16 protein-coding genes are annotated in these 17105 nt (G+C 71.8%); 14 read left to right on the plus strand and 2 right to left on the minus strand.

All coding sequences use genetic code 11. The features are described 5' to 3' along the window. The first annotated feature begins 166 nt into the window (after positions 1–166). The 3 genes from AB8O64_RS33280 to AB8O64_RS33290 all read left to right on the plus strand — a co-directional run bounded on the left by AB8O64_RS33280 (position 167) and on the right by AB8O64_RS33290 (position 2829). Positions 167–934 carry a 2OG-Fe dioxygenase family protein gene (locus AB8O64_RS33280; RefSeq protein ID WP_370423393.1) on the plus strand — a complete coding sequence of 256 codons (768 nt, stop codon included), beginning with the start codon at positions 167–169 and terminating at the stop codon, positions 932–934. A 136-nt stretch (positions 935–1070) separates the two neighbouring features. After that, the gene (gene corA, locus AB8O64_RS33285) at positions 1071–2165 is read left to right on the plus strand and encodes a magnesium/cobalt transporter CorA (RefSeq protein WP_370423394.1); all 1095 of its coding nucleotides are present in this window, start codon (positions 1071–1073) and stop codon (positions 2163–2165) included. Positions 2166–2232: 67 nt separating this feature from the next. Next, entirely contained in the window at positions 2233–2829 is a 597-nt protein-coding gene (locus AB8O64_RS33290; protein WP_370423395.1) for a DUF4291 domain-containing protein, read from the plus strand. A gap of 24 nt (positions 2830–2853) precedes the next feature. Here the strand turns inward: AB8O64_RS33290 and AB8O64_RS33295 are convergent, their stop codons facing one another. Continuing rightward, complete coding sequence (locus tag AB8O64_RS33295) at positions 2854–3309, minus strand: hypothetical protein (RefSeq protein WP_370423396.1); 456 nt, start codon at positions 3307–3309, stop codon at positions 2854–2856. Positions 3310–3365: 56 nt separating this feature from the next. After that, the gene (locus AB8O64_RS33300; RefSeq protein WP_370423397.1) at positions 3366–4334 is read right to left on the minus strand and encodes a 2OG-Fe dioxygenase family protein; all 969 of its coding nucleotides are present in this window, start codon (positions 4332–4334) and stop codon (positions 3366–3368) included. A gap of 168 nt (positions 4335–4502) precedes the next feature. Between AB8O64_RS33300 and AB8O64_RS33305 the strand changes: the two genes are divergently transcribed. The 11 genes from AB8O64_RS33305 (at position 4503) to AB8O64_RS33355 (ending at position 16918) form a co-directional block, all read left to right on the plus strand. Continuing rightward, on the plus strand, positions 4503–5213 hold the full coding sequence (locus tag AB8O64_RS33305) for a L,D-transpeptidase family protein (protein WP_370423398.1): 711 nt from the start codon (positions 4503–4505) through the stop codon (positions 5211–5213). Positions 5214–5322: 109 nt separating this feature from the next. After that, complete coding sequence (locus AB8O64_RS33310; protein WP_356454020.1) at positions 5323–5469, plus strand: hypothetical protein; 147 nt, start codon at positions 5323–5325, stop codon at positions 5467–5469. A gap of 831 nt (positions 5470–6300) precedes the next feature. After that, the gene (locus AB8O64_RS33315) at positions 6301–8475 is read left to right on the plus strand and encodes a hypothetical protein (protein WP_370423399.1); all 2175 of its coding nucleotides are present in this window, start codon (positions 6301–6303) and stop codon (positions 8473–8475) included. A gap of 65 nt (positions 8476–8540) precedes the next feature. After that, positions 8541–10058, plus strand: a complete 1518-nt coding sequence (gene pelF / locus AB8O64_RS33320; RefSeq protein ID WP_370423400.1) for a GT4 family glycosyltransferase PelF — start codon at positions 8541–8543, stop codon at positions 10056–10058. Continuing rightward, positions 10055–11515 carry a hypothetical protein gene (locus AB8O64_RS33325; RefSeq protein ID WP_370423401.1) on the plus strand — a complete coding sequence of 487 codons (1461 nt, stop codon included), beginning with the start codon at positions 10055–10057 and terminating at the stop codon, positions 11513–11515. Before pelF ends, AB8O64_RS33325 begins: the two co-directional genes overlap by 4 nt. Before the next feature lie 127 nt (positions 11516–11642). Continuing rightward, positions 11643–12662 (plus strand): SDR family NAD(P)-dependent oxidoreductase, encoded by a 1020-nt coding sequence (locus AB8O64_RS33330; protein WP_370423402.1) that lies wholly within the window; start codon positions 11643–11645, stop codon positions 12660–12662. 52 nt (positions 12663–12714) lie between these two features. After that, positions 12715–13428, plus strand: a complete 714-nt coding sequence (locus tag AB8O64_RS33335; protein ID WP_370423403.1) for an NDP-sugar synthase — start codon at positions 12715–12717, stop codon at positions 13426–13428. A gap of 9 nt (positions 13429–13437) precedes the next feature. Next, positions 13438–14340 carry an NAD-dependent epimerase/dehydratase family protein gene (locus tag AB8O64_RS33340; RefSeq protein WP_370423404.1) on the plus strand — a complete coding sequence of 301 codons (903 nt, stop codon included), beginning with the start codon at positions 13438–13440 and terminating at the stop codon, positions 14338–14340. Further along, positions 14337–15065, plus strand: coding sequence for a spherulation-specific family 4 protein (locus AB8O64_RS33345; protein ID WP_370423405.1), 729 nt, complete (start codon positions 14337–14339; stop codon positions 15063–15065). The genes AB8O64_RS33340 and AB8O64_RS33345 overlap by 4 nt, the downstream gene beginning before the upstream one ends. Then, the gene (locus AB8O64_RS33350) at positions 15062–16015 is read left to right on the plus strand and encodes an endo alpha-1,4 polygalactosaminidase (protein ID WP_370423406.1); all 954 of its coding nucleotides are present in this window, start codon (positions 15062–15064) and stop codon (positions 16013–16015) included. The genes AB8O64_RS33345 and AB8O64_RS33350 overlap by 4 nt, the downstream gene beginning before the upstream one ends. A 66-nt stretch (positions 16016–16081) precedes the next feature. Continuing rightward, positions 16082–16918: an alpha/beta fold hydrolase gene (locus AB8O64_RS33355; protein WP_370423407.1), complete on the plus strand. Its 837-nt coding sequence runs from the start codon at positions 16082–16084 to the stop codon at positions 16916–16918. Positions 16919–17105: the final 187 nt, after the last annotated feature.

Genomic DNA, 17105 nt, shown 5'->3' on the forward strand with positions numbered 1-17105 from the left:
ACCCGCGCGTTTGTCAACAGGCCTTTGTATGTGACTTTTTCGGCCGTCGCGGCCGATTCCCCGTGGTGGCCGGTCTTGCTACGTTCGTTCAGCCCCCGTGACCCGGTGCCCCGAGCACGTCCGCAGGAAGGCCCGTGACAGGGCCCGTACGAAGGCAAGGAATCCCATGACCACAGCGCCACTGCGGGCACCGGACACATCCGACGCCGGACCCGGGAACGCACCGGAACCGGGCCCCCTCGATCAGGTCGTCCCCTTCGCCCCCTTTGTTCAATTCGGCCCGGACCTTCTCGCGACCGCGCTGGCCGAGCTCCCCGAGGACGATGTCGCGGAGTTCACCGACTCCTGGCACGACCTGCCGGCCGACGCGCACCTGGGCACCGACACGCCCTACCGGTTCCGCCGCTACGGGTCCTTCCGGCTGCTGCCCGACCGGCTCGAGAAGCTGCCGCACACCGCCTTCTTCCAGGACAGAACCGTGAACAAGGTGAACGGCGGCGTGGACCGCCTGTTCGCCCCGCTCGACGACTCGGTGGCGTCCGGCGCCGCGCTCCGCACGGTCGTCCGCACCCTCTTCGACAGGCTCCCCGGCCCCCGCACCGGCATCGACACCTGCGGGGTGCACCAGATACGCGTCACCGCCACCGAGGACGCCGAGGGCCACCCCGCCCCCGAGGGCGTCCACCAGGACGGCCACAGCTACGTCGCCCAGGTGCTGATCCGCCGCGAGGACATCGAGGGCGCCGAGTCCAGCCTCTACGACCTCGACCGGCGCCGGATCCACCACGCGGTGCTCACCACCCCCATGGAGACCATCGTCCTCGACGACCGGCGCGTCCTGCACGGCGTCTCCCCGGTCCGGCCCGCGCCCGGCGCCCGCACGGGCATGCGCGACATGCTGCTCGTCGACTTCTTCCCCGGCGCCGGCGACTGACCGCTTCGCGGGGGCGCACGGGCGTGCGCCGGGCGCGGTGACGAGGGCATTCACGGGGTAGGCGCCACCCCGGGCACGACTGGGTCCCGCAGGCCGGAGATGGCAGACTGTCCGCCGACCTGGAGGAGGACCCCGTATGTCGATGACCGGCCAGCTGCGCAAAGCGGTACGGCTGAGGCACCGCCGCACCGCGGTGGACCTCAGCCATCCGGCACGCTCACCGCTCGGATCCGCCGTCGTCAACTGCGCGGTCTACATCGGCGGCATCCGGCAGGAGGACGACTGCCCCGCCGAGGAAGCGATCAAGCACGTGCGCAAGGCCGGCGACGGCTTCGTCTGGATCGGACTGCACGAGCCCACCGTGGAGGAGTTCGCCGACATCGCCACGCTGTTCGGCCTCCACCCGCTGGCGGTCGAGGACGCCGTCCACGCCCACCAGCGCCCCAAGCTGGAGAGCTACAACGACACGCTCTTCACCGTCCTCAAGACCGTCTGCTACGTCGACCACGACAAGCTGACCGCGACGAGCGAAGTGGTCGGCACCGGCGAGATCATGGTCTTCACCGGCCACGACTTCGTCGTCACCGTCCGACACGGCGGACACGGCTCCCTCGGCCCGCTCCGCGAGCAACTGGAGTCCGCCCCCGAGCTGCTCGCGAAGGGTCCCGCCGCCGTCCTGCACGCCATCGCGGACCACACGGTCGACGACTACCTCGCCGTCGTCGACTCCGTGCAGAGCGACATCGACGACGTCGAGACCGAGGTCTTCGCCAGCGACAGCGGCCGCCACGCCGACGCGGGCCGGATCTACCAGCTCAAGCGCGAACTCCTGGAATTCCGGCGTGCCGTGATACCGCTGGACCGACCGGTGCGGGAGCTGTCCACCCGGCCCTACCCCGTGGTCGACCAGGAACTACGGACCTACTTCCGCGACGTCGCCGACCACCTGGCCCGGGTCGCCGAGCAGATCATCGCCCTCGACGATCTGATCAACTCCATCCTGCAGGCCCATCTCGCCCAGGTGACCGTCGCGCAGAACGAGGACATGCGCCGGATCAGCGCCTGGGTCGCGATCGTCGCCGTGCCCACGATGGTCTGCGGGATCTACGGCATGAACTTCGACCACATGCCCGAGCTGCGCTGGACCTACGGCTACCCGCTCGTCCTCTGCGTCATCGCCGTCGCCTGCTTCACCATCCACCGCGGCTTCCGCCGCAACGGCTGGCTGTAACGCCGACGGCCCCGCCCGCCCGTAAATCACTGGTCAACGCGGGTCGGCGTACCGCATGGTGATCGGCATGCACGAACCGAGCCACCGCATCCGCGCGCTGCACACGGACTCCACCGTCACCGTCTACCAGGCCTACAGCCCCGTGATCGGCGTTCCCGCCGTGCGCGACGGGCGCTTCCCCGCCGCCTGGAAGCGGGACCGGATGACCTGGATCAAGCCCTCCTTCCTGTGGATGATGTACCGCTGCGGCTGGGGCGCGAAGGAGGGGCAGGAGACGGTTCTCGCCGTCGAGATCACCCGTGAGGGGTTCGAGTGGGCGTTGCGGCACGCCGCCCTGTCGCACTACGAACGCGGTGTGCACCCCGACCGGGACACCTGGCGGCGCGAACTGCGCCGGGCGCCGACGCGGGTGCAGTGGGACCCCGAGCGCGATCTGCGCCTGGCCGCGCTGCCGTACCGCTCCCTCCAGCTCGGGCTGTCGGGCGAGGCCGCGCGACGCTATGCCGACGAGTGGACGGTCGCCATCACTGATGTGACCCCGCTCGCGCACGAAGTGCACGCGCTCGTGCGCGGCGGTGACCTGGAGACGGCGTCCCGGCTGCTGCCCGAGGAGCGCCCGTACCCGGCCGGGGACGAGCTGCTGGCCCATCTTCGGGCGCGGTAGAGGGCGGGCGGGTACCCGAACGCCCTACGGCCGTGCCGGCCAGATCAGCGCATGGGAGGCCTTGACGACCTTGACGTCGGGCAAGGCGCGCTGGATCTGCTCGCCGAGGCTGTCGGTGTCGACCGGCTCCAGGCGCGGCATGACGCCCCAGGGGGTGGGCCAGGGGTGTTCGGTGTCGGGGTTGCAGATGAAGGGGACGGCATAGTCGACCAGTACCTTGCCGGTCAGCTGGTCGGCAAGGGCGGTGAGGGCATGGACCGCGTTGTGGCCAGCAAAGCCGCGCTCAACCAGCTGATGCGCGGTTACGCCACCCGCCACGCGGATGACGGGCCGACCAAGCGGCTCATCGACCCCGGCCACCATCGGACTCGGCTCGGCGGGCCCGACGCGCCACTCGCCCCCGGGGAGAGCATCCCAGCCGTCGTCGACGTCTTCGAAGCGCAGACCGGCGCCCCCGGCCTGCAGTTCCTGGACCGCCATGGCCAGACCGTGCCCTGGTAGAGCGCCACAGGCGCCCTGCGGGCACCCGGTGCCGTCTAGCCGCCCTGGACCACGTCCTCCCAGGTGATGACCGGGCTGCCCGCCCGCAGGCTGTAGTCCATGGCGGGGTCACGCACCGGCCACTTGAGCCGTAGCCAGCTGGGGATCGTGGCGGGAATGCCGTCGTCGCCCGCCAGGTGCCAGAACGTATTCGAGTCCTGCCGGGCGAAGTAGGGGCAGAAGAAAGAGATCACCAAAGTCACCCGGCGGCCCTCCGTCACCGGGGTGACCGCGTGGAAGATCCGGCTGCCGTGCAGGAACAGCGTCGCCCCGCGCTCCCCGCACGGCGCCTCCCGGATCCGGGGGTCACCCTCGGTCACCCCCGTGAATTCATCCGTGCGTCCCTGGAAATAGGTGAAGCGCCCGCCCTCGTAATCGTCGTAACCACTGAGCTGGATGGTGAAGACGTAGTCCATGCCGTCGCGATGCCAGCGCACGATCTCCGGCCGGCCCCGGCCCTCGAAGTAATTGATCTGCGCGGTGGGAATGCGCAGCGGATGCGGGATCAAGGGAACTCCCGCCAGCCGGGAACAGGTGAGCAGGAAAGTCCGGTCGCGCATCATGTTGTTGATGAACGACGACACGAGATCGGCGCTGCGCAGCCGCCGCGTCGCGATGAACCGGCTGCTCCCGGCCGCTCCCTCCAGCTTGTCGCACACCTCGGCCAGCAGGTCGAGGCCCTCCGGGGTGAGGATCCGCACGGGTCCGACGGCGGCGGTGTCGTCGACCCTGCCGTGTGCGTGGAGGAGCTCCTCCCGGCGGTAGCCGAATTCCTGGAGGGTCATGCGCGGGCCCGTGACGTCCCGCGCCACGTATTCGGTGCGCCAGCGCGGCTCGGCGGGCAGGCTCGCGATGCGTTGTGGCTTCCGGGCGCGTATCGCGTGAAAGACCTGGTCGAATCCGGTCGGTGTCCTCGGCAGGTCGAGCGCGCTTCTTCTGCCGCTTCTCACGGGGTTCATGGGCATGACTGGATCTCCTTCGATGGGAGAACGCCGGGGACCACTTCACCGGAATGGCGGCATCGAATCACCGGGCCCCGGACCCCACAAGTCCGGATCCCGCCACGTGCCGCCGGGGAAAAGCGGGGTGCCGGCTCGTGCAACCGCCGGGCCGGGTGAGGGGTCATACCCCGTATGGGAAGCAGAGCGAGAACCAGGACGGGATCAGTCGCGGCACGCCGGACGGCGGTGCTGCTGGGGGTCGTCGGACTCACGGCGCCACTGACGGTGGCCATGGGCGGGACGGCGCAGGCGGCCACCGCGTGTACGACCAAGGCGGGGCCGCACCAGAAGGACGCGGAGAAGTTCCTGGGCCGGCCGGTCGACGGGCGGCAGTCGCCGGACGACTGCCGGGCGATCCAGGCCTTCCAGAACAAGCACGGCATCCGCCCCGACATCGGCTACGCGGGCCCGGTCACCTGGCGGGCGATGCAGGCGGAGATCACCAAGCGCAATCCGAACGCCGCCGGGAAGTGCCCGGTGAACAAGGGGCGCATAGCCTGCGTGGACCTCACGCGCCAGATCAGCTGGATCCAGGACGGCAAGACCCTCAAGTTCGGCCCGGTACCGGTGCGCACGGGCAGGGACGGGTACGAGACGCGCACCGGCGCGAAGAAGATCTACTGGCGGGCGATCGACCACTGGTCGAGCATCTACAAGGTCCGCATGCCCTACAGCCAGTTCTTCGACGGCGGACAGGCCTTCCACGCCATCAGCGGCAGCGTCTGGTCACCGCCCGGCTCGCACGGCTGCGTCAACATGCGCACGGCGGACGCGAAGAAGTACTGGTCCATGCTCCGTAACGGCGACGACGTCCAGGTGTACGGCCGCAAACCCGGTACGTGAGGATCCGGCACGTGGGACTCCCGCATGTGAGATCCCCGGTCCGTGGGTAGACACACAGTCTCGAACCACGTGGGCCGCGCCGGGCCGTGAGCGACCGGAGGAATGGGTCATGGCAGGGTTGATCGACCGGATCAGGAATTTCGCCCGGAGCCCTCAGGGCCGCCGGGTCATCAGCGAGGGCAAGCGGGCCTCCCGGGACCCACGCAAGCGGGCCCAGCTGAAGGCGCTGCTCGGCAAGGTGCGCGGCAAGCGCTGACCGTACGGGCCGGGACCCTGGCCCGTACGGGCCGAGAAGACCATGGCGCAGCGCCCGGCCGTCCGGCCGGGCGTTACGCGTGGGGGCGCGTCGCGGCGGACGCCGGCCCCCAGCCCGCCCCCCGCCCCGGAAACGATCGCGGAACAAACTCGGCACAGTATCGGACCGGTCGCGCGGTTTCCGGAACTTCACAGCCCCGACACGCCGGTACGGCACGGTAGTTGGGGGTGATCGCCACCAGCACATCCGGCGAATTGGCGCCGCAACCGGCAATTCCGACAGCCGTCATCAGGCCGATCTTGCCGCCGTTCGATGTCGGGGAGGCCGCCCGGTCCGGCGGCCCGGCGGCGGGCATACGAGCGGGGCATAGACCAATGTCGCCACAGGTCACCCCGGCGATGACCGATGAGCGAGAACTGATCCGTCCGTATCCGGCCGCTGTCCGGGGCGAGTTGAATTCCGGACAACACCTCGGGGCGAGCGCCCGGCTCCTGCTCAGTGCGCCCCGCGCGGCCTTCGGGCATGGCGCACTATATGGCTGGGCGGTCGAGAGGCTGAGTGCGCTTCTCGGGGGGTGTGGCACCGCTGTGCCACCCGCCCGGTCACTGTCGCGCGGCCTCGGCTCCGGCCACGCGGCACGGGTACGGGCATCGGCGCGCGTACCGCGGCAGGGGAGGAGCGGACGCGGCCGGGATGGGGTCCCGGACCGCAGCGGAGCCGGACTTGGGGACTATTCGGGGTGCGCTCAGTGGCGGCATCGACGCCATGCGCACGTGAGGAACCGTACGGACGACGCTTTGGTGCGCCGTGCCGTTATGGGGGGAGATCATGATGGGTCGTACGACCCGGCTGGCCGCGGCATGCGCCTCGGCGGCCCTACTGGCTGTGACGCTACCGGCGAGCGGCGCCGTCGCCGCCGGGGCGGAGCCCAGGATCGACCTACGGGTGCTGGTCGTCGACGACGGCGGACCGGCCACCGAGGCGATCCGCGCCGAGCTCGACGAAGCCGGCACGCCGTACACGAAGATCGCCCTGGCGGACTCCGGCCGCCCGCGGATCGACGAGGCGTTCCTGAGTGACACCGTGGACGGCAGACCGCGCGCCAGATTCCAGGGCGTGGTGCTGCCCAACGACAATCCCTTCGGCACCGATTCGGCGGAGATGGCGGCCCTGGCCGGGTACGAGAAACGCTTCGGGATCCGGCAGGTGGACGCCTACACCTACGCCCGTCCGGCCGTGGGGCTCAACACCCCCCAGGGGTCCGGCTACAGCGGCTCGATGGACGGCAAGTCCGCCCAGGTGACCGGGGACGGGGCCGGAGGGCCGTTCGGCTATCTGAAGAGAAACGTTCCTTTTGAAGACAACGACACCGCCGTCAACGAGAGCTGGGGCTACCTCGCGACCCCGCTGGAGAAGCAGGCGAACGGCGCGACGTACACCAGCTACCTCGACGCGCCCATCCCCGGCAGCTCCGCGCGCGGCTCGCTGATCGGCCAGTACGACCACGACGGCCGCAGCGAGCTGGTCGTCACCTTCGTGTACAATCGGTACCAGTCGCAGTTCCGGCTGGTCGCCCGGGGCATCGTGGAGTGGCTGACCCGGGGCGTCCATCTGGGAGCCGCCCGCAACTACTTCGGTGTGCACGTCGACGACGTCTTCGCCTCCGACGACCGCTGGGACACCAAGCTCAAGTGCACCCCCGGTGACGTCGACTGCCCGGGCAACCCCGATGCCCAGAGCCCGCCGATCCGGATGACGGCCGCCGACGCGGCCTACGCCAAGCAGTGGTCCGACCGTCACGGCCTCCCCCTGGACCTCGCCTACAACGGCGTCGGCAGCGAGGAGTACCGGGCGGAGCGCGGCGGGGCGGAGGACCCGCTGCTGAAGCAGCTGGTCGCCGACCAGAAGTCCTACCGCTGGATCAACCACACCTACACCCACGCCTTCCTGGGCTGTGAGCAGAACACCTCCGTCGTGCCCTGGAAGTGCGCCACCGATCTCTTCGGCCGGACGCGCTGGGTCAGCCGCCAGACCATCAACGGCCAGATCAACGACAACCTCACCTGGGCGGCCCGCCAGGGGCTGACCCTCGACCGGGACGAGCTGGTGACCGGTGAGCACTCCGGTCTCAGGACGCTGCCCCAGCAGAACGTCGACAACCCCGAACTCGCGCCCGTCCTCACCGCGAGCGGAGTCGGCTCGATCGCCAGCGACAACTCGCGCGAACCGCGCCAGCGCCAGGTCGGCTCCGCGCTGACCGTGCCCCGCTACCCGATGAATGTCTACTACAACGTCGGCACGGCCGCCGAGCAGACCGACGAGTACAACTGGCTCTACACCAAGAAGTCCGACGGCGGCAGCGGCTTCTGCGAGAACTCCACGACGACCACCTGCCTGAAGGCCCCGCTGGACGTCAGGACCGGATTCGCGTCCTACATCGCGCCCCTCGAATCCCGGATCGCCCTCGGCCACGTCCTGGCCAATGACCCGCGGCCGCACTTCATGCACCAGTCCAACCTCTCCGAGGAGCGCCTGGGCTACACCGTCATGGAGAAGGTCCTCGCCGACTACTCCGCCCTCTTCGCCGACAACACGCCCCTGGTCAACCTCCGGATGCGGGACGTCGCCACGGAGCTGCGCAAGCGGGCCGCCTGGGACGCGGCCCTCGCCGCCGGCAAGGTCACGGCCTACCGGATCGGCTCCACCGTCACCGTCGAGGCCCCCGCCGGGGTCGAGGCCACCGCGACGCTCCCGAACGGCACCACGCAGGTCAAGGGCACCGGAAGCACACCCTTCGGCGCCGCCTACGCCGGAACCCGCTCGGGCTGGGCCGCCCCCGCAGACGGGCAGCCCCGGCTCACCTTCACCCTGCCCACCGAGACCCCGGCCGCCCGTACCGCGCCGGGGGCCGCCGCCCAGGTACAGGCCCCGGCCGCCGCTCTCACGGTCCCCAAGGGCGTCAGCCACCCCGTGCGCCCCGGGACCGGAGTCCCCGCCCGGCGCTGATCCCACCCGTGTCCTCCGTGCCGAACCGCCCCATGCCCCACCGTCTTCCGGAGAGAACAGAATTCATGCACGGACCGTTCGCCGAACCGGCGTTGGACACCCCCTCGGTGACGCTGCTCACCGAGGGGACCTACCCGCACAGCCACGGCGGGGTGAGCGTGTGGTGCGACCAACTGGTCCAGGGCATGCCCGACATCGACTTCCGCGTCATCGCCGTGACCGGCACCGGCCGGGAGCCGCTCGCCTGGGACCTGCCCGGCCATGTCCGCGGCGTGGACACCCTCCCGCTGTGGGGGCCGCCCCCGGCCGGCCGCGCCCCGCGCGGCCGGGCGCTGCGCCGCTTCCTCACCGCCTACGAACGGTTCCTGCTCGCCCTCCTCGACCCCGCCCAGGAACACCACTTCCCGCGCGCCTTCTACCGGCTCGCCGAGTACGCCGCGGCGGGCACCCTGCCGGCGGCGCTGCGCGGCGAAGCCGCCGCACGTGCCCTGGTCCGGGTGTGGAACCGCCCGGAGCTGGCCACCGCCGCCGCCCGCCCCACCCTGCACGACGCGCTGACCGCCACCGACCTGCTGGAACACGCGCTGCGCCCGCTCGCCGCGAAGGCGCCGGCCGAGGGCGTCACCCACGCCGTGAGCGGCGGCCTCGCGGCGGTCCCCGGGCTGCTCGCCCACCACCGCCACGGCACGCCGTTCCTCCTCACCGAGCACGGCATCTATCTGCGCGAGCGCTATCTCGGCTTCCGCGCCGAGCCCTACCGCTGGCCGGTCAAGGCCCTGATGCTGGGGCTGTTCCGGCTGCTGGCCGAGGAGAGCTACCGGCGCGCCGCCCTGGTCACCCCGGGCAACCGCTACAACCGGCGCTGGGAGGAGCACGGGGGCACCCCGCCCGACCGCATCCGCACCGTCTACAACGGCGTCGACCCCGCGGCGTTCCCGCCCGCCGGCCCGGAGCCGGAGGCCCCCACCCTGAGCTGGGCCGGGCGCGTCGACCCCATCAAGGGCCTGGAGACCCTGATCCGCGCCTTCGCGCTCGTACGGGCGGAGATCCCGGCCGTACGCCTTCGGCTCTTCGGCGGCACCCCGCGCGGGGGAGAGGGCTACCGCACCGCCTGCGAGAACCTCGCCGCCGAGCTGGGCGTCGCCGACGGCGTCACCTTCGAGGGCCGGGTGGAGGACATCCGCGACGCCTACGCGGCGGGCAACGTGGTGATGCTCTCCAGCATCAGCGAGGGCTTCCCCTTCACCCTGATCGAGGCCATGTCGTGCGGGCGCGCCACCGTCTCCACGGACGTGGGGGGCGTCTGCGAGGCGGTGGGCGACAGCGGGCTGGTCGTGCCGCCGCGCGACCCCGAGAGCATGGCGAAGGCCGCGCTGCGGCTGCTGAAGGACCCCGGACTGCGGGCGAGGATGGGCGAGTCGGCCCGGCTGCGGGTGATCGAGCAGTTCACCCTCCGCCAGACCATCGACTCCTTCCGCGACATCTACCACGACCTGGCCCGCAGCAGGCAGCCGGAGTACGGGCGGATGTTCCGGCCGGAGCCCGTGCCCGTCATGGCCCTGGCGGCGGGCGGTGCCGGATGAGCGGCTTGCTGCGGCTCGTCCCCGACGAGCCCGAACCCGTCCACGACCTCGCCTCCGCGCACCCGCGCCCCCATCCGCGGCCCCGGCCGCGGTGGGCCGCCGACCCGCTCGACGAACTCGCCGAGGAGCTCGCCGAGGTCTGCGCGGCTGCCGTCCACCCCGACGAGATCGCGGCCGTCCTGGAGGCCGACGGGCTGACCGGCGAGCAGATCACCGAGCGCTACGGCCGTCGCGACGCCTTCGAACTCGCGGCGGAACTGTACGCACGGGTGCCGCGCGGCCACCCCGAACCCGGCCCGCGCCCCGACCCGTGGCAGGTGAGCCCCGGCCAATTCGTCCTGCGCGCCCTGGTGTTCACCCTGCCCGGCTTCGGCTACGCGCTCGGCGCCCCCTTCCTGGCCGGCGCCCGGAACGGCTACGGCCTGCCCGCCGGCACCGGCGCGCTCGTCGCCTCGGCGCTCACGGCCTGGGCCTGGAACCAGGGCTTCGCCCACCGCGCCTATCTGCGACTGGGCACCGGCGGGCGCGCCGCCGCCGGACGGACGCTGATGTGGGGTGCCCCGCTCGGCGCCCTGCTCGCCGTCGCGGTCGCGGCGGCGTTCCCCGCCCCGGCCGGGGTCACCGCCTACGCGGCGGGCCAGGCGCTGTACCTCGCGGCGGCCACCGTGCTGCTGGTGCTGGGCCGGGAGCGGCTCCTGCTGCTCGCCCTCCTGCCCACCGCCACCGGGGGAGCGGCGCTCCTGGTCACCGACCCGCCGGCGGCCGTACGCGTCGCCCTGCTGCTGGCCACCGCCGGGGGCGTGCTCTTCGCGGCGGCGTACGAGATCGCCCGCGCCCGCAAGGGCGACACCCCGCCGACCGGGCCCGCCCCGCTGCCCCTGGCCGCCTCGCTTCCGTACGGGCTGTTCGGCCTGGGCTGCGGGGTGCTGACGACCCTCGCCGCGCTCGGTGACGTCCTGCGGCACGGGGCGGGCGCCCCCACGGCGGGCTCCGCCGTCATCGCGCTCACCCTCAGCATGGGCGTCGCGGAGTGGCTGCTCTACCGCTGCCGGAGCCTTGCCCTCCGGGCGCTCGCCCGGAGCGTCACCACCGGGGGACTGCTGCTGCGGGTCGCCCGGGTGCTCGCCCTGTGCGTGGCGGTCTACCTCGCCGCCCTGGCCGTCCTCGCCCTGGCCGCCGGGGCCCTGTGGCCGGACGGCCCGGCGCCCACCGCCCTGCGGACCGCCGCGCTGCTGGCGCTCGGCGCGGTCCTGTGGACCGGGCTGCTGCTCCAGGCCTTCGGCGTCGCCTGGACCCCGGCGCTGCTGTGCCTGGCGGCGGCCGGGGCCGAGACGGCCGCGCAGTTCCTGCGGATCTCCACCCCGGCCACCGTGCAACTCCTCGTCTGCGGCACCACGGCCGTCGGCCTCCTGGCCGTCGCCACCGCCCTGCTCGGACGACTCACGACGCACCGCTGAAGCACCATCACGTCCCCGCACCACCGTCCCCGCACATCGCACCTCACGCACACCGCACGGCACTCGTCATGAACGACGTTCATGAACACGCCTGGTGAGTGAACGTCACACACAAGGGAGATCCAGCATGTCCGCATCCGCATCCGCATCCGCATCCGCATTCGTCGCCGTCACCGGCGCCGAGGGATTCATCGGCTCGCATCTGGTGGAGGAACTCGTCACCACCGGGCACCGGGTACGCGCCATGGTGCAGTACAACTCCTTCTCCTCCTTCGGCTGGCTGGAGACGCTCCCCGACGAGGTGATGTCCCACGTCGAGGTGGTCCTCGGCGACGTACGCGACCCCGGCTCGGTGAACGGGCTGGTGACGGGCGCGGAGGCCGTCTACCACCTGGCCGCGCTGATCGCGATCCCGTACTCCTACCGCGCTCCGCACAGCTATGTGGAGACCAACGTCACCGGCACCCTCAATGTGCTGGAGGCCGTCCGCCACCTGGGCATCCCCCGTCTGGTGCACACCTCCACCAGCGAGACGTACGGCACCGCGCAGACCGTGCCGATCAACGAGGACCACCCCATCAACACCCAGTCCCCGTACGCCGCGTCGAAGGCCGGCGGCGACCGCCTCGCCGACAGCTACCACGCGAGCTTCGATCTGCCGGTGGTCACTCTGCGGCCGTTCAACACCTTCGGCCCCCGCCAGTCCATGCGCGCCGTCATCCCGACCGTCATCGCCCAGGTGGCCGCGGGGGAGCGGGCCATCACCCTCGGCGATCTGCGCCCCACCCGGGACTTCACGTATGTGAAGGACACCGTGGCCGCCTTCCTCGCCGTCGGTACCGCCCCCGCCGCCGACGTCGTCGGCCGCACCTTCAACGCCGGTACCGGGGAGGAGATCTCGATCGGTGACCTGGTGCTGCTGATCGGCAAGCTCATGGACTCCGACCTGGCCGTCACCGAGGACCCCGCGCGCATCCGGCCCGCGGCCTCCGAGGTGATGCGGCTGGTCTGCGACGCGAGCCGGCTGCGCGCCGCCACCGGCTGGGCCCCCGCCCACAGCCTTGAGGCGGGGCTCGTCCGGGCCATCGACTTCTTCCGCGACCCGGTGAACCTCAGCCGGTACAAGGTCGGCATGTACAACGTCTGACGCCACGTCACCACCCGTTCCGGCGCCACCCATCGCAGAGAGGAATGCCACCATGCATGTCGTCATACTGGCCGGAGGCAAGGGTGTCCGGCTGCGTCCGTACACCACCGCGCTGCCCAAGCCCCTGGTGCCCATCGGCGAGGAACACGCGATCCTCGAGATCGTGATGCGCCAGCTGGCCGACGCGGGATTCACCAGCTGCACCCTGGCCATCGGCCACCTCGGGCACATCATCCGCGCCTATGTCGGTGACGGCTCCCAATGGGGCATCAAGGTCGACTACACCACCGAGGAGAGCCCGCTGGGCACCATGGGCCCCCTGCTCACCATGCTCGACCGGCTGCCCGAGAACTTCCTGGCGATGAACGGCGACATCCTCACTGACCTCGACTTCGGCGCGATGTACCGCACCCATGTGGCCGCCGAGGCGCCGCTGACCATCGCCACCTACGCCCGGAAGGTGAACATCGACTTCGGTGTGCTGACCACCGACTGCGGGCGCGTCATCGGTTTCGCCGAGAAGCCCAGCATGGACTACCGGGTCTCCATGGGGGTGTACGGCGTCTCCCGCGCGGCCCTGTCCCGCTACACCCCCGGTCTGCCGCTCGGGTTCGACGAGCTCGTCCTGGACATGCTGGCCGCGGACACCCCGCCGCACGCGTACGAGTTCGACGGTTACTGGCTCGACATCGGCCGGCCCGACGACTACGACCGGGCCAACCGGGAGTTCTCCCTGCACCGCGACATGCTGATCAAGGGAGCGTGAACGGCCCGTATGCGCATCCTCGTTCTGGGCGCCACCGGCTTCCTCGGCCGGCACGCCGTCGGGCAACTGCGCGCCCTCCCGGGCGCGCGGGTGCTCGACGGCGGCCGGGCCCCCGGCGCCGATCTCCCCGTCGACCTGGCCACCGCGGACCCGGGCCGGCTGGCCGCCGCGCTGCGCACGGCTGCCCCCGACGCCGTCGTCAACTGCGCGGGCGCCGTCGACGGCAGCGCGGTGAACCTCGCCGCCGTCAACGCCCGCGGCCCGGCCGTGCTGTGCGAAGCACTGCGCGAAGCCGCCCCGGCGGCCCGCCTGGTCCACCTCGGCTCCGCCGCCGAGTACGGGCCCACGGACGGGAACCGGCCCGTCACCGAGACCACCGCGGCCCGGCCCGTCGGCCTCTACGGCGCCACCAAACTCGCCGGGACCCTCGCGGTGACCGCCTCCGGCCTCGACGCCGTCGTCCTGCGGCTCTTCAACCTCGTCGGCCCCGGTTCGCCCGCCTCCTCACTGCCCGGCCGGCTCGCCGCCGAACTGCACCGGGCCGGCCCCGACGGCAGCGTGCGGACCGGAGACCTCTCCGCCTACCGCGACTACATCGACGCGCGGGACGTGGCACACGCCATCAGCCTCGCCGTCACCGCGCCCGCGCCGCTGCCCCCTGTCCTCAACATCGCCGGCGGCCGGGCCCGCCGCGTCAGGGAGATCGCCGACGGGCTCGTACGGGCCGCCGGCTTCCGCGGCAGCATCGAGGAGGACGGCGGCGGCTCCACCCGCTCCGCCGCCGTCTCCTGGCAACAGGCGGACATCACCGCCGCCGCGCACACCCTGCGCTGGGCCCCCCGGCACACCCTCGCCGACTCCCTCGCCGACCTCTGGGCCGAGACCCGCACCCGGACGGAGTCCCTCCGGTGACCGGCCGGACGCGTCCCGGCGCGGGCGGGGGCCCATCCGGCGACGGCGGGCGACGGCTGCTCGTCCCGCTGTACGTCCACCCCGCGGTGAGCCCGCAGGCGTGGACATCGCTGGCGGGCGCCGCCGCCGGACTGTACGCCGTGGTGCTCAACGTGGCGGACGGCCCCGGCCACCGCCCCGACCCGGACTTCCTGACGGCCGCCGAGCGGCTCCGCAGCGCGGGCGTCCGACTGCTCGGTTACACCGACACCGGCTACGGCCACCGGCCGCCCCGCGAGATCATCGGCGACATCCGCAAACACCGCAGGTGGTACGACGTGGACGGAATCTTCTTCGACCAGGCGGCGGCCCAGGCCGCGCTGCTGCCCCGCTACCGCAGGCTCGTCGTCCTCGCCAGGGCACTGGGCGCCCGGACGGCCGTACTCAACCCCGGCACCCACCCCGACCCCGGCTACGCCCTGATCGCCGACCTCCTGGTCACCTTCGAGGGCAGCTGGGAGGCCTACCGGCGGGCGGCGGTGCCCAACTGGACGGCCGACCATCCGCCCGAGCGGTTCTGCCACCTCGTCTACGGGGTCCCGCCCGAGTGCGCGGAGCAGGTGGCACGGACCGCCGACGGGCGGGGCGCCGCGGTGCACTGCGCGGTGCCGGGGGAGGGATCCAACCCCTGGCGGACCGCGCCGCTGACGGGCACGGTCACCGGGCTCGCGGGGGACGCCCGGTGACCGGGCGACGCGTCGGAGCCGGGCTGCTCGCCCTCACCTTGCTCGGCCTCGCCGGCTGCTCCACCGCCGACGACGGGCCCGAGCCCGAGGAATCAGGGACGCCTTCCTCCGCAGCTCCAGGGAGAACCGGCACCCCGGACCCCGACGAGGACGAGGACGAGGGCGGGGAAGGCCGCACAGACCCCTCCAGCACCGCAGACCCCTCGGAATCGGCCGATTCCCACGGCCCCGGCACCAACCGTCCCGCCTCCCGGCGCTGGCGGCCCCGCCCCGGGACCCGCTGGCAATGGCAGCTCGACGGGCGGGTCGACATGAGCGTGGACGTCCCCGTCTACGACATCGACGGCTTCGAGAACTCCGCGAAGACCGTCGCGGGACTGCACGCCCGGGGCCGCAAGGTGATCTGCTACATCAACGCGGGCGCCTGGGAGAAATTCCGGCCCGACCAGGCGGACTTCCCCAAGGAACTGCTCGGCGAGAACAACGGCTGGGCGGGCGAGCGATGGCTCGACATCCGCCGCCTCGACGTCCTTCGGCCCTTGATGGCCGCCCGTATCGAGATGTGCCGGAAGAAGGGCTTCGACGCCGTCGAACCGGACCTGACCGAGGGATACCGCAACACCACCGGATTCCCGCTCACTGCCGCCCACCAACTGGACTTCAACCGCATGCTCGCGAAACTGGCCCACGACCGCGGGCTCGCCGTGGGCCTGAAGAACGACCTGGACCAAATTCCCGCACTCGTGGGGGACTTCGACTTCGCCGTGAACGAGGAGTGCGCCCAGTTCGGCGAGTGCGACCGGCTGGCGCCGTTCGTGCGGCGGGGCAAGGCGGTCTTCCACGTGGAGTACGCCCTGGCGCCGGACGCGTTCTGCCGCGACGCCAAGCGGCTCGGGCTCAGCTCCATGCGCAAGCGCCTCGACCTGGATTCGTGGCGCAAACCCTGCTGACCGTCCGCCGGATCCCGTAGGAAGGACGAGCACGACCCCCGTTTCCCTGTCGAGAGGAGCCCCCCCATGGTGCTGGAGAGTCCACAAGGCGCAGCGCGCCGGGACGGCCGGCCGACCTTCGTGCTCGTACACGGCGCGCACAGCAGTTCCTACGCCTGGTCGCCCGTTCTCCAGCGACTCGCGCTGCTCGGGCACCGGGCGCTCGCCGTCGACTTGCCGGGCCACGGCATGGACGCCTGTTTCCCGCTCTCCTACCAGGCACCGCAGGACCTGGAGGCTTTCTCCGCGCACCCCTCGCCGCTGGCCGGGGTGACCTTGGAGGACAACGTCACCCATGTCGTGGAAGCGGTGCGCCAGGTCGCGGAGTACGGGCCGGTGATCCTGGTGGGGACCAGTGGGGGTGGGGCGACCATCAGCGGCGTGGGCAACACGGTGCCCGATCTGATCGGCCGGATCGTGTACGTCTCCGCATGGTGCTGCGTCCAACTGCCGAGCGTGGCCGACTACCTGGCGACCCTTGGGATCAGGGACGTCGCCTCGTCCCTGGTCAATTGGCGCTCGGCCGACCCGCGGTTCCTCCTCATGACCAAGGAGGCTCTGGCCGCCGACGCGACCGACGAGCAGTTCCGCGCCTGCCTGAACATCCTCGAACCGGCCGACTCCGCGCGCGTCCTCACCGCTGACGCCCGCGTCCGGGCCGACGCATGGGGCCGGATCCCCCGCACCTATGTCCGCTTCTCCCTGGACCGGGCGATCCCGCTCGCCCTCCAGGACCGGATGATCGCCGAGGCCGACGCACTGACCCCCGAGAACCCCTTCCAGGTCCACACGGTGGACACCAGCCACATCGGCGTGCAACTCCGTCCCGGGGAGATAGCAAAGATCCTCGACACGCTCGCCTGAGAGACGGCCGGCCCCGGTGACCCCGCACCCTTATCCCAGGTTGCCGGATATCCGCCGAAAGGTAGCATTTTCGGTGAACGGGTAGATGGTGCGTTCAAGTCCACCCGGCTCCACCGACGTGGGGCCGTAGCTCAAGGCAGAGCGACCCGTTCGCCCACACCCCCCGGCCCCCACACGGACGTGGTGC

It is taken from the genome of Streptomyces sp. QH1-20, assembly GCF_041283565.1.
Taxonomy (GTDB): Bacteria; Actinomycetota; Actinomycetes; order Streptomycetales; family Streptomycetaceae; genus Streptomyces; species Streptomyces syringius.

What these genes read in the sequence shown, in the direction of transcription:
- AB8O64_RS33280 (WP_370423393.1), top strand. Translation starts at nt 167, where the DNA reads ATGACCACAGCGCCACTGCGGGCACCGGACACATCCGACGCCGGACCC.
- corA (WP_370423394.1), top strand. Translation starts at nt 1,071, where the DNA reads ATGTCGATGACCGGCCAGCTGCGCAAAGCGGTACGGCTGAGGCACCGC.
- AB8O64_RS33290 (WP_370423395.1), top strand. Translation starts at nt 2,233, where the DNA reads ATGCACGAACCGAGCCACCGCATCCGCGCGCTGCACACGGACTCCACC.
- AB8O64_RS33295 (WP_370423396.1), bottom strand. Translation starts at nt 3,309, where the DNA reads ATGGCGGTCCAGGAACTGCAGGCCGGGGGCGCCGGTCTGCGCTTCGAA.
- AB8O64_RS33300 (WP_370423397.1), bottom strand. Translation starts at nt 4,334, where the DNA reads ATGCCCATGAACCCCGTGAGAAGCGGCAGAAGAAGCGCGCTCGACCTG.
- AB8O64_RS33305 (WP_370423398.1), top strand. Translation starts at nt 4,503, where the DNA reads ATGGGAAGCAGAGCGAGAACCAGGACGGGATCAGTCGCGGCACGCCGG.
- AB8O64_RS33310 (WP_356454020.1), top strand. Translation starts at nt 5,323, where the DNA reads ATGGCAGGGTTGATCGACCGGATCAGGAATTTCGCCCGGAGCCCTCAG.
- AB8O64_RS33315 (WP_370423399.1), top strand. Translation starts at nt 6,301, where the DNA reads ATGGGTCGTACGACCCGGCTGGCCGCGGCATGCGCCTCGGCGGCCCTA.
- pelF (WP_370423400.1), top strand. Translation starts at nt 8,541, where the DNA reads ATGCACGGACCGTTCGCCGAACCGGCGTTGGACACCCCCTCGGTGACG.
- AB8O64_RS33325 (WP_370423401.1), top strand. Translation starts at nt 10,055, where the DNA reads ATGAGCGGCTTGCTGCGGCTCGTCCCCGACGAGCCCGAACCCGTCCAC.
- AB8O64_RS33330 (WP_370423402.1), top strand. Translation starts at nt 11,643, where the DNA reads ATGTCCGCATCCGCATCCGCATCCGCATCCGCATTCGTCGCCGTCACC.
- AB8O64_RS33335 (WP_370423403.1), top strand. Translation starts at nt 12,715, where the DNA reads ATGCATGTCGTCATACTGGCCGGAGGCAAGGGTGTCCGGCTGCGTCCG.
- AB8O64_RS33340 (WP_370423404.1), top strand. Translation starts at nt 13,438, where the DNA reads ATGCGCATCCTCGTTCTGGGCGCCACCGGCTTCCTCGGCCGGCACGCC.
- AB8O64_RS33355 (WP_370423407.1), top strand. Translation starts at nt 16,082, where the DNA reads ATGGTGCTGGAGAGTCCACAAGGCGCAGCGCGCCGGGACGGCCGGCCG.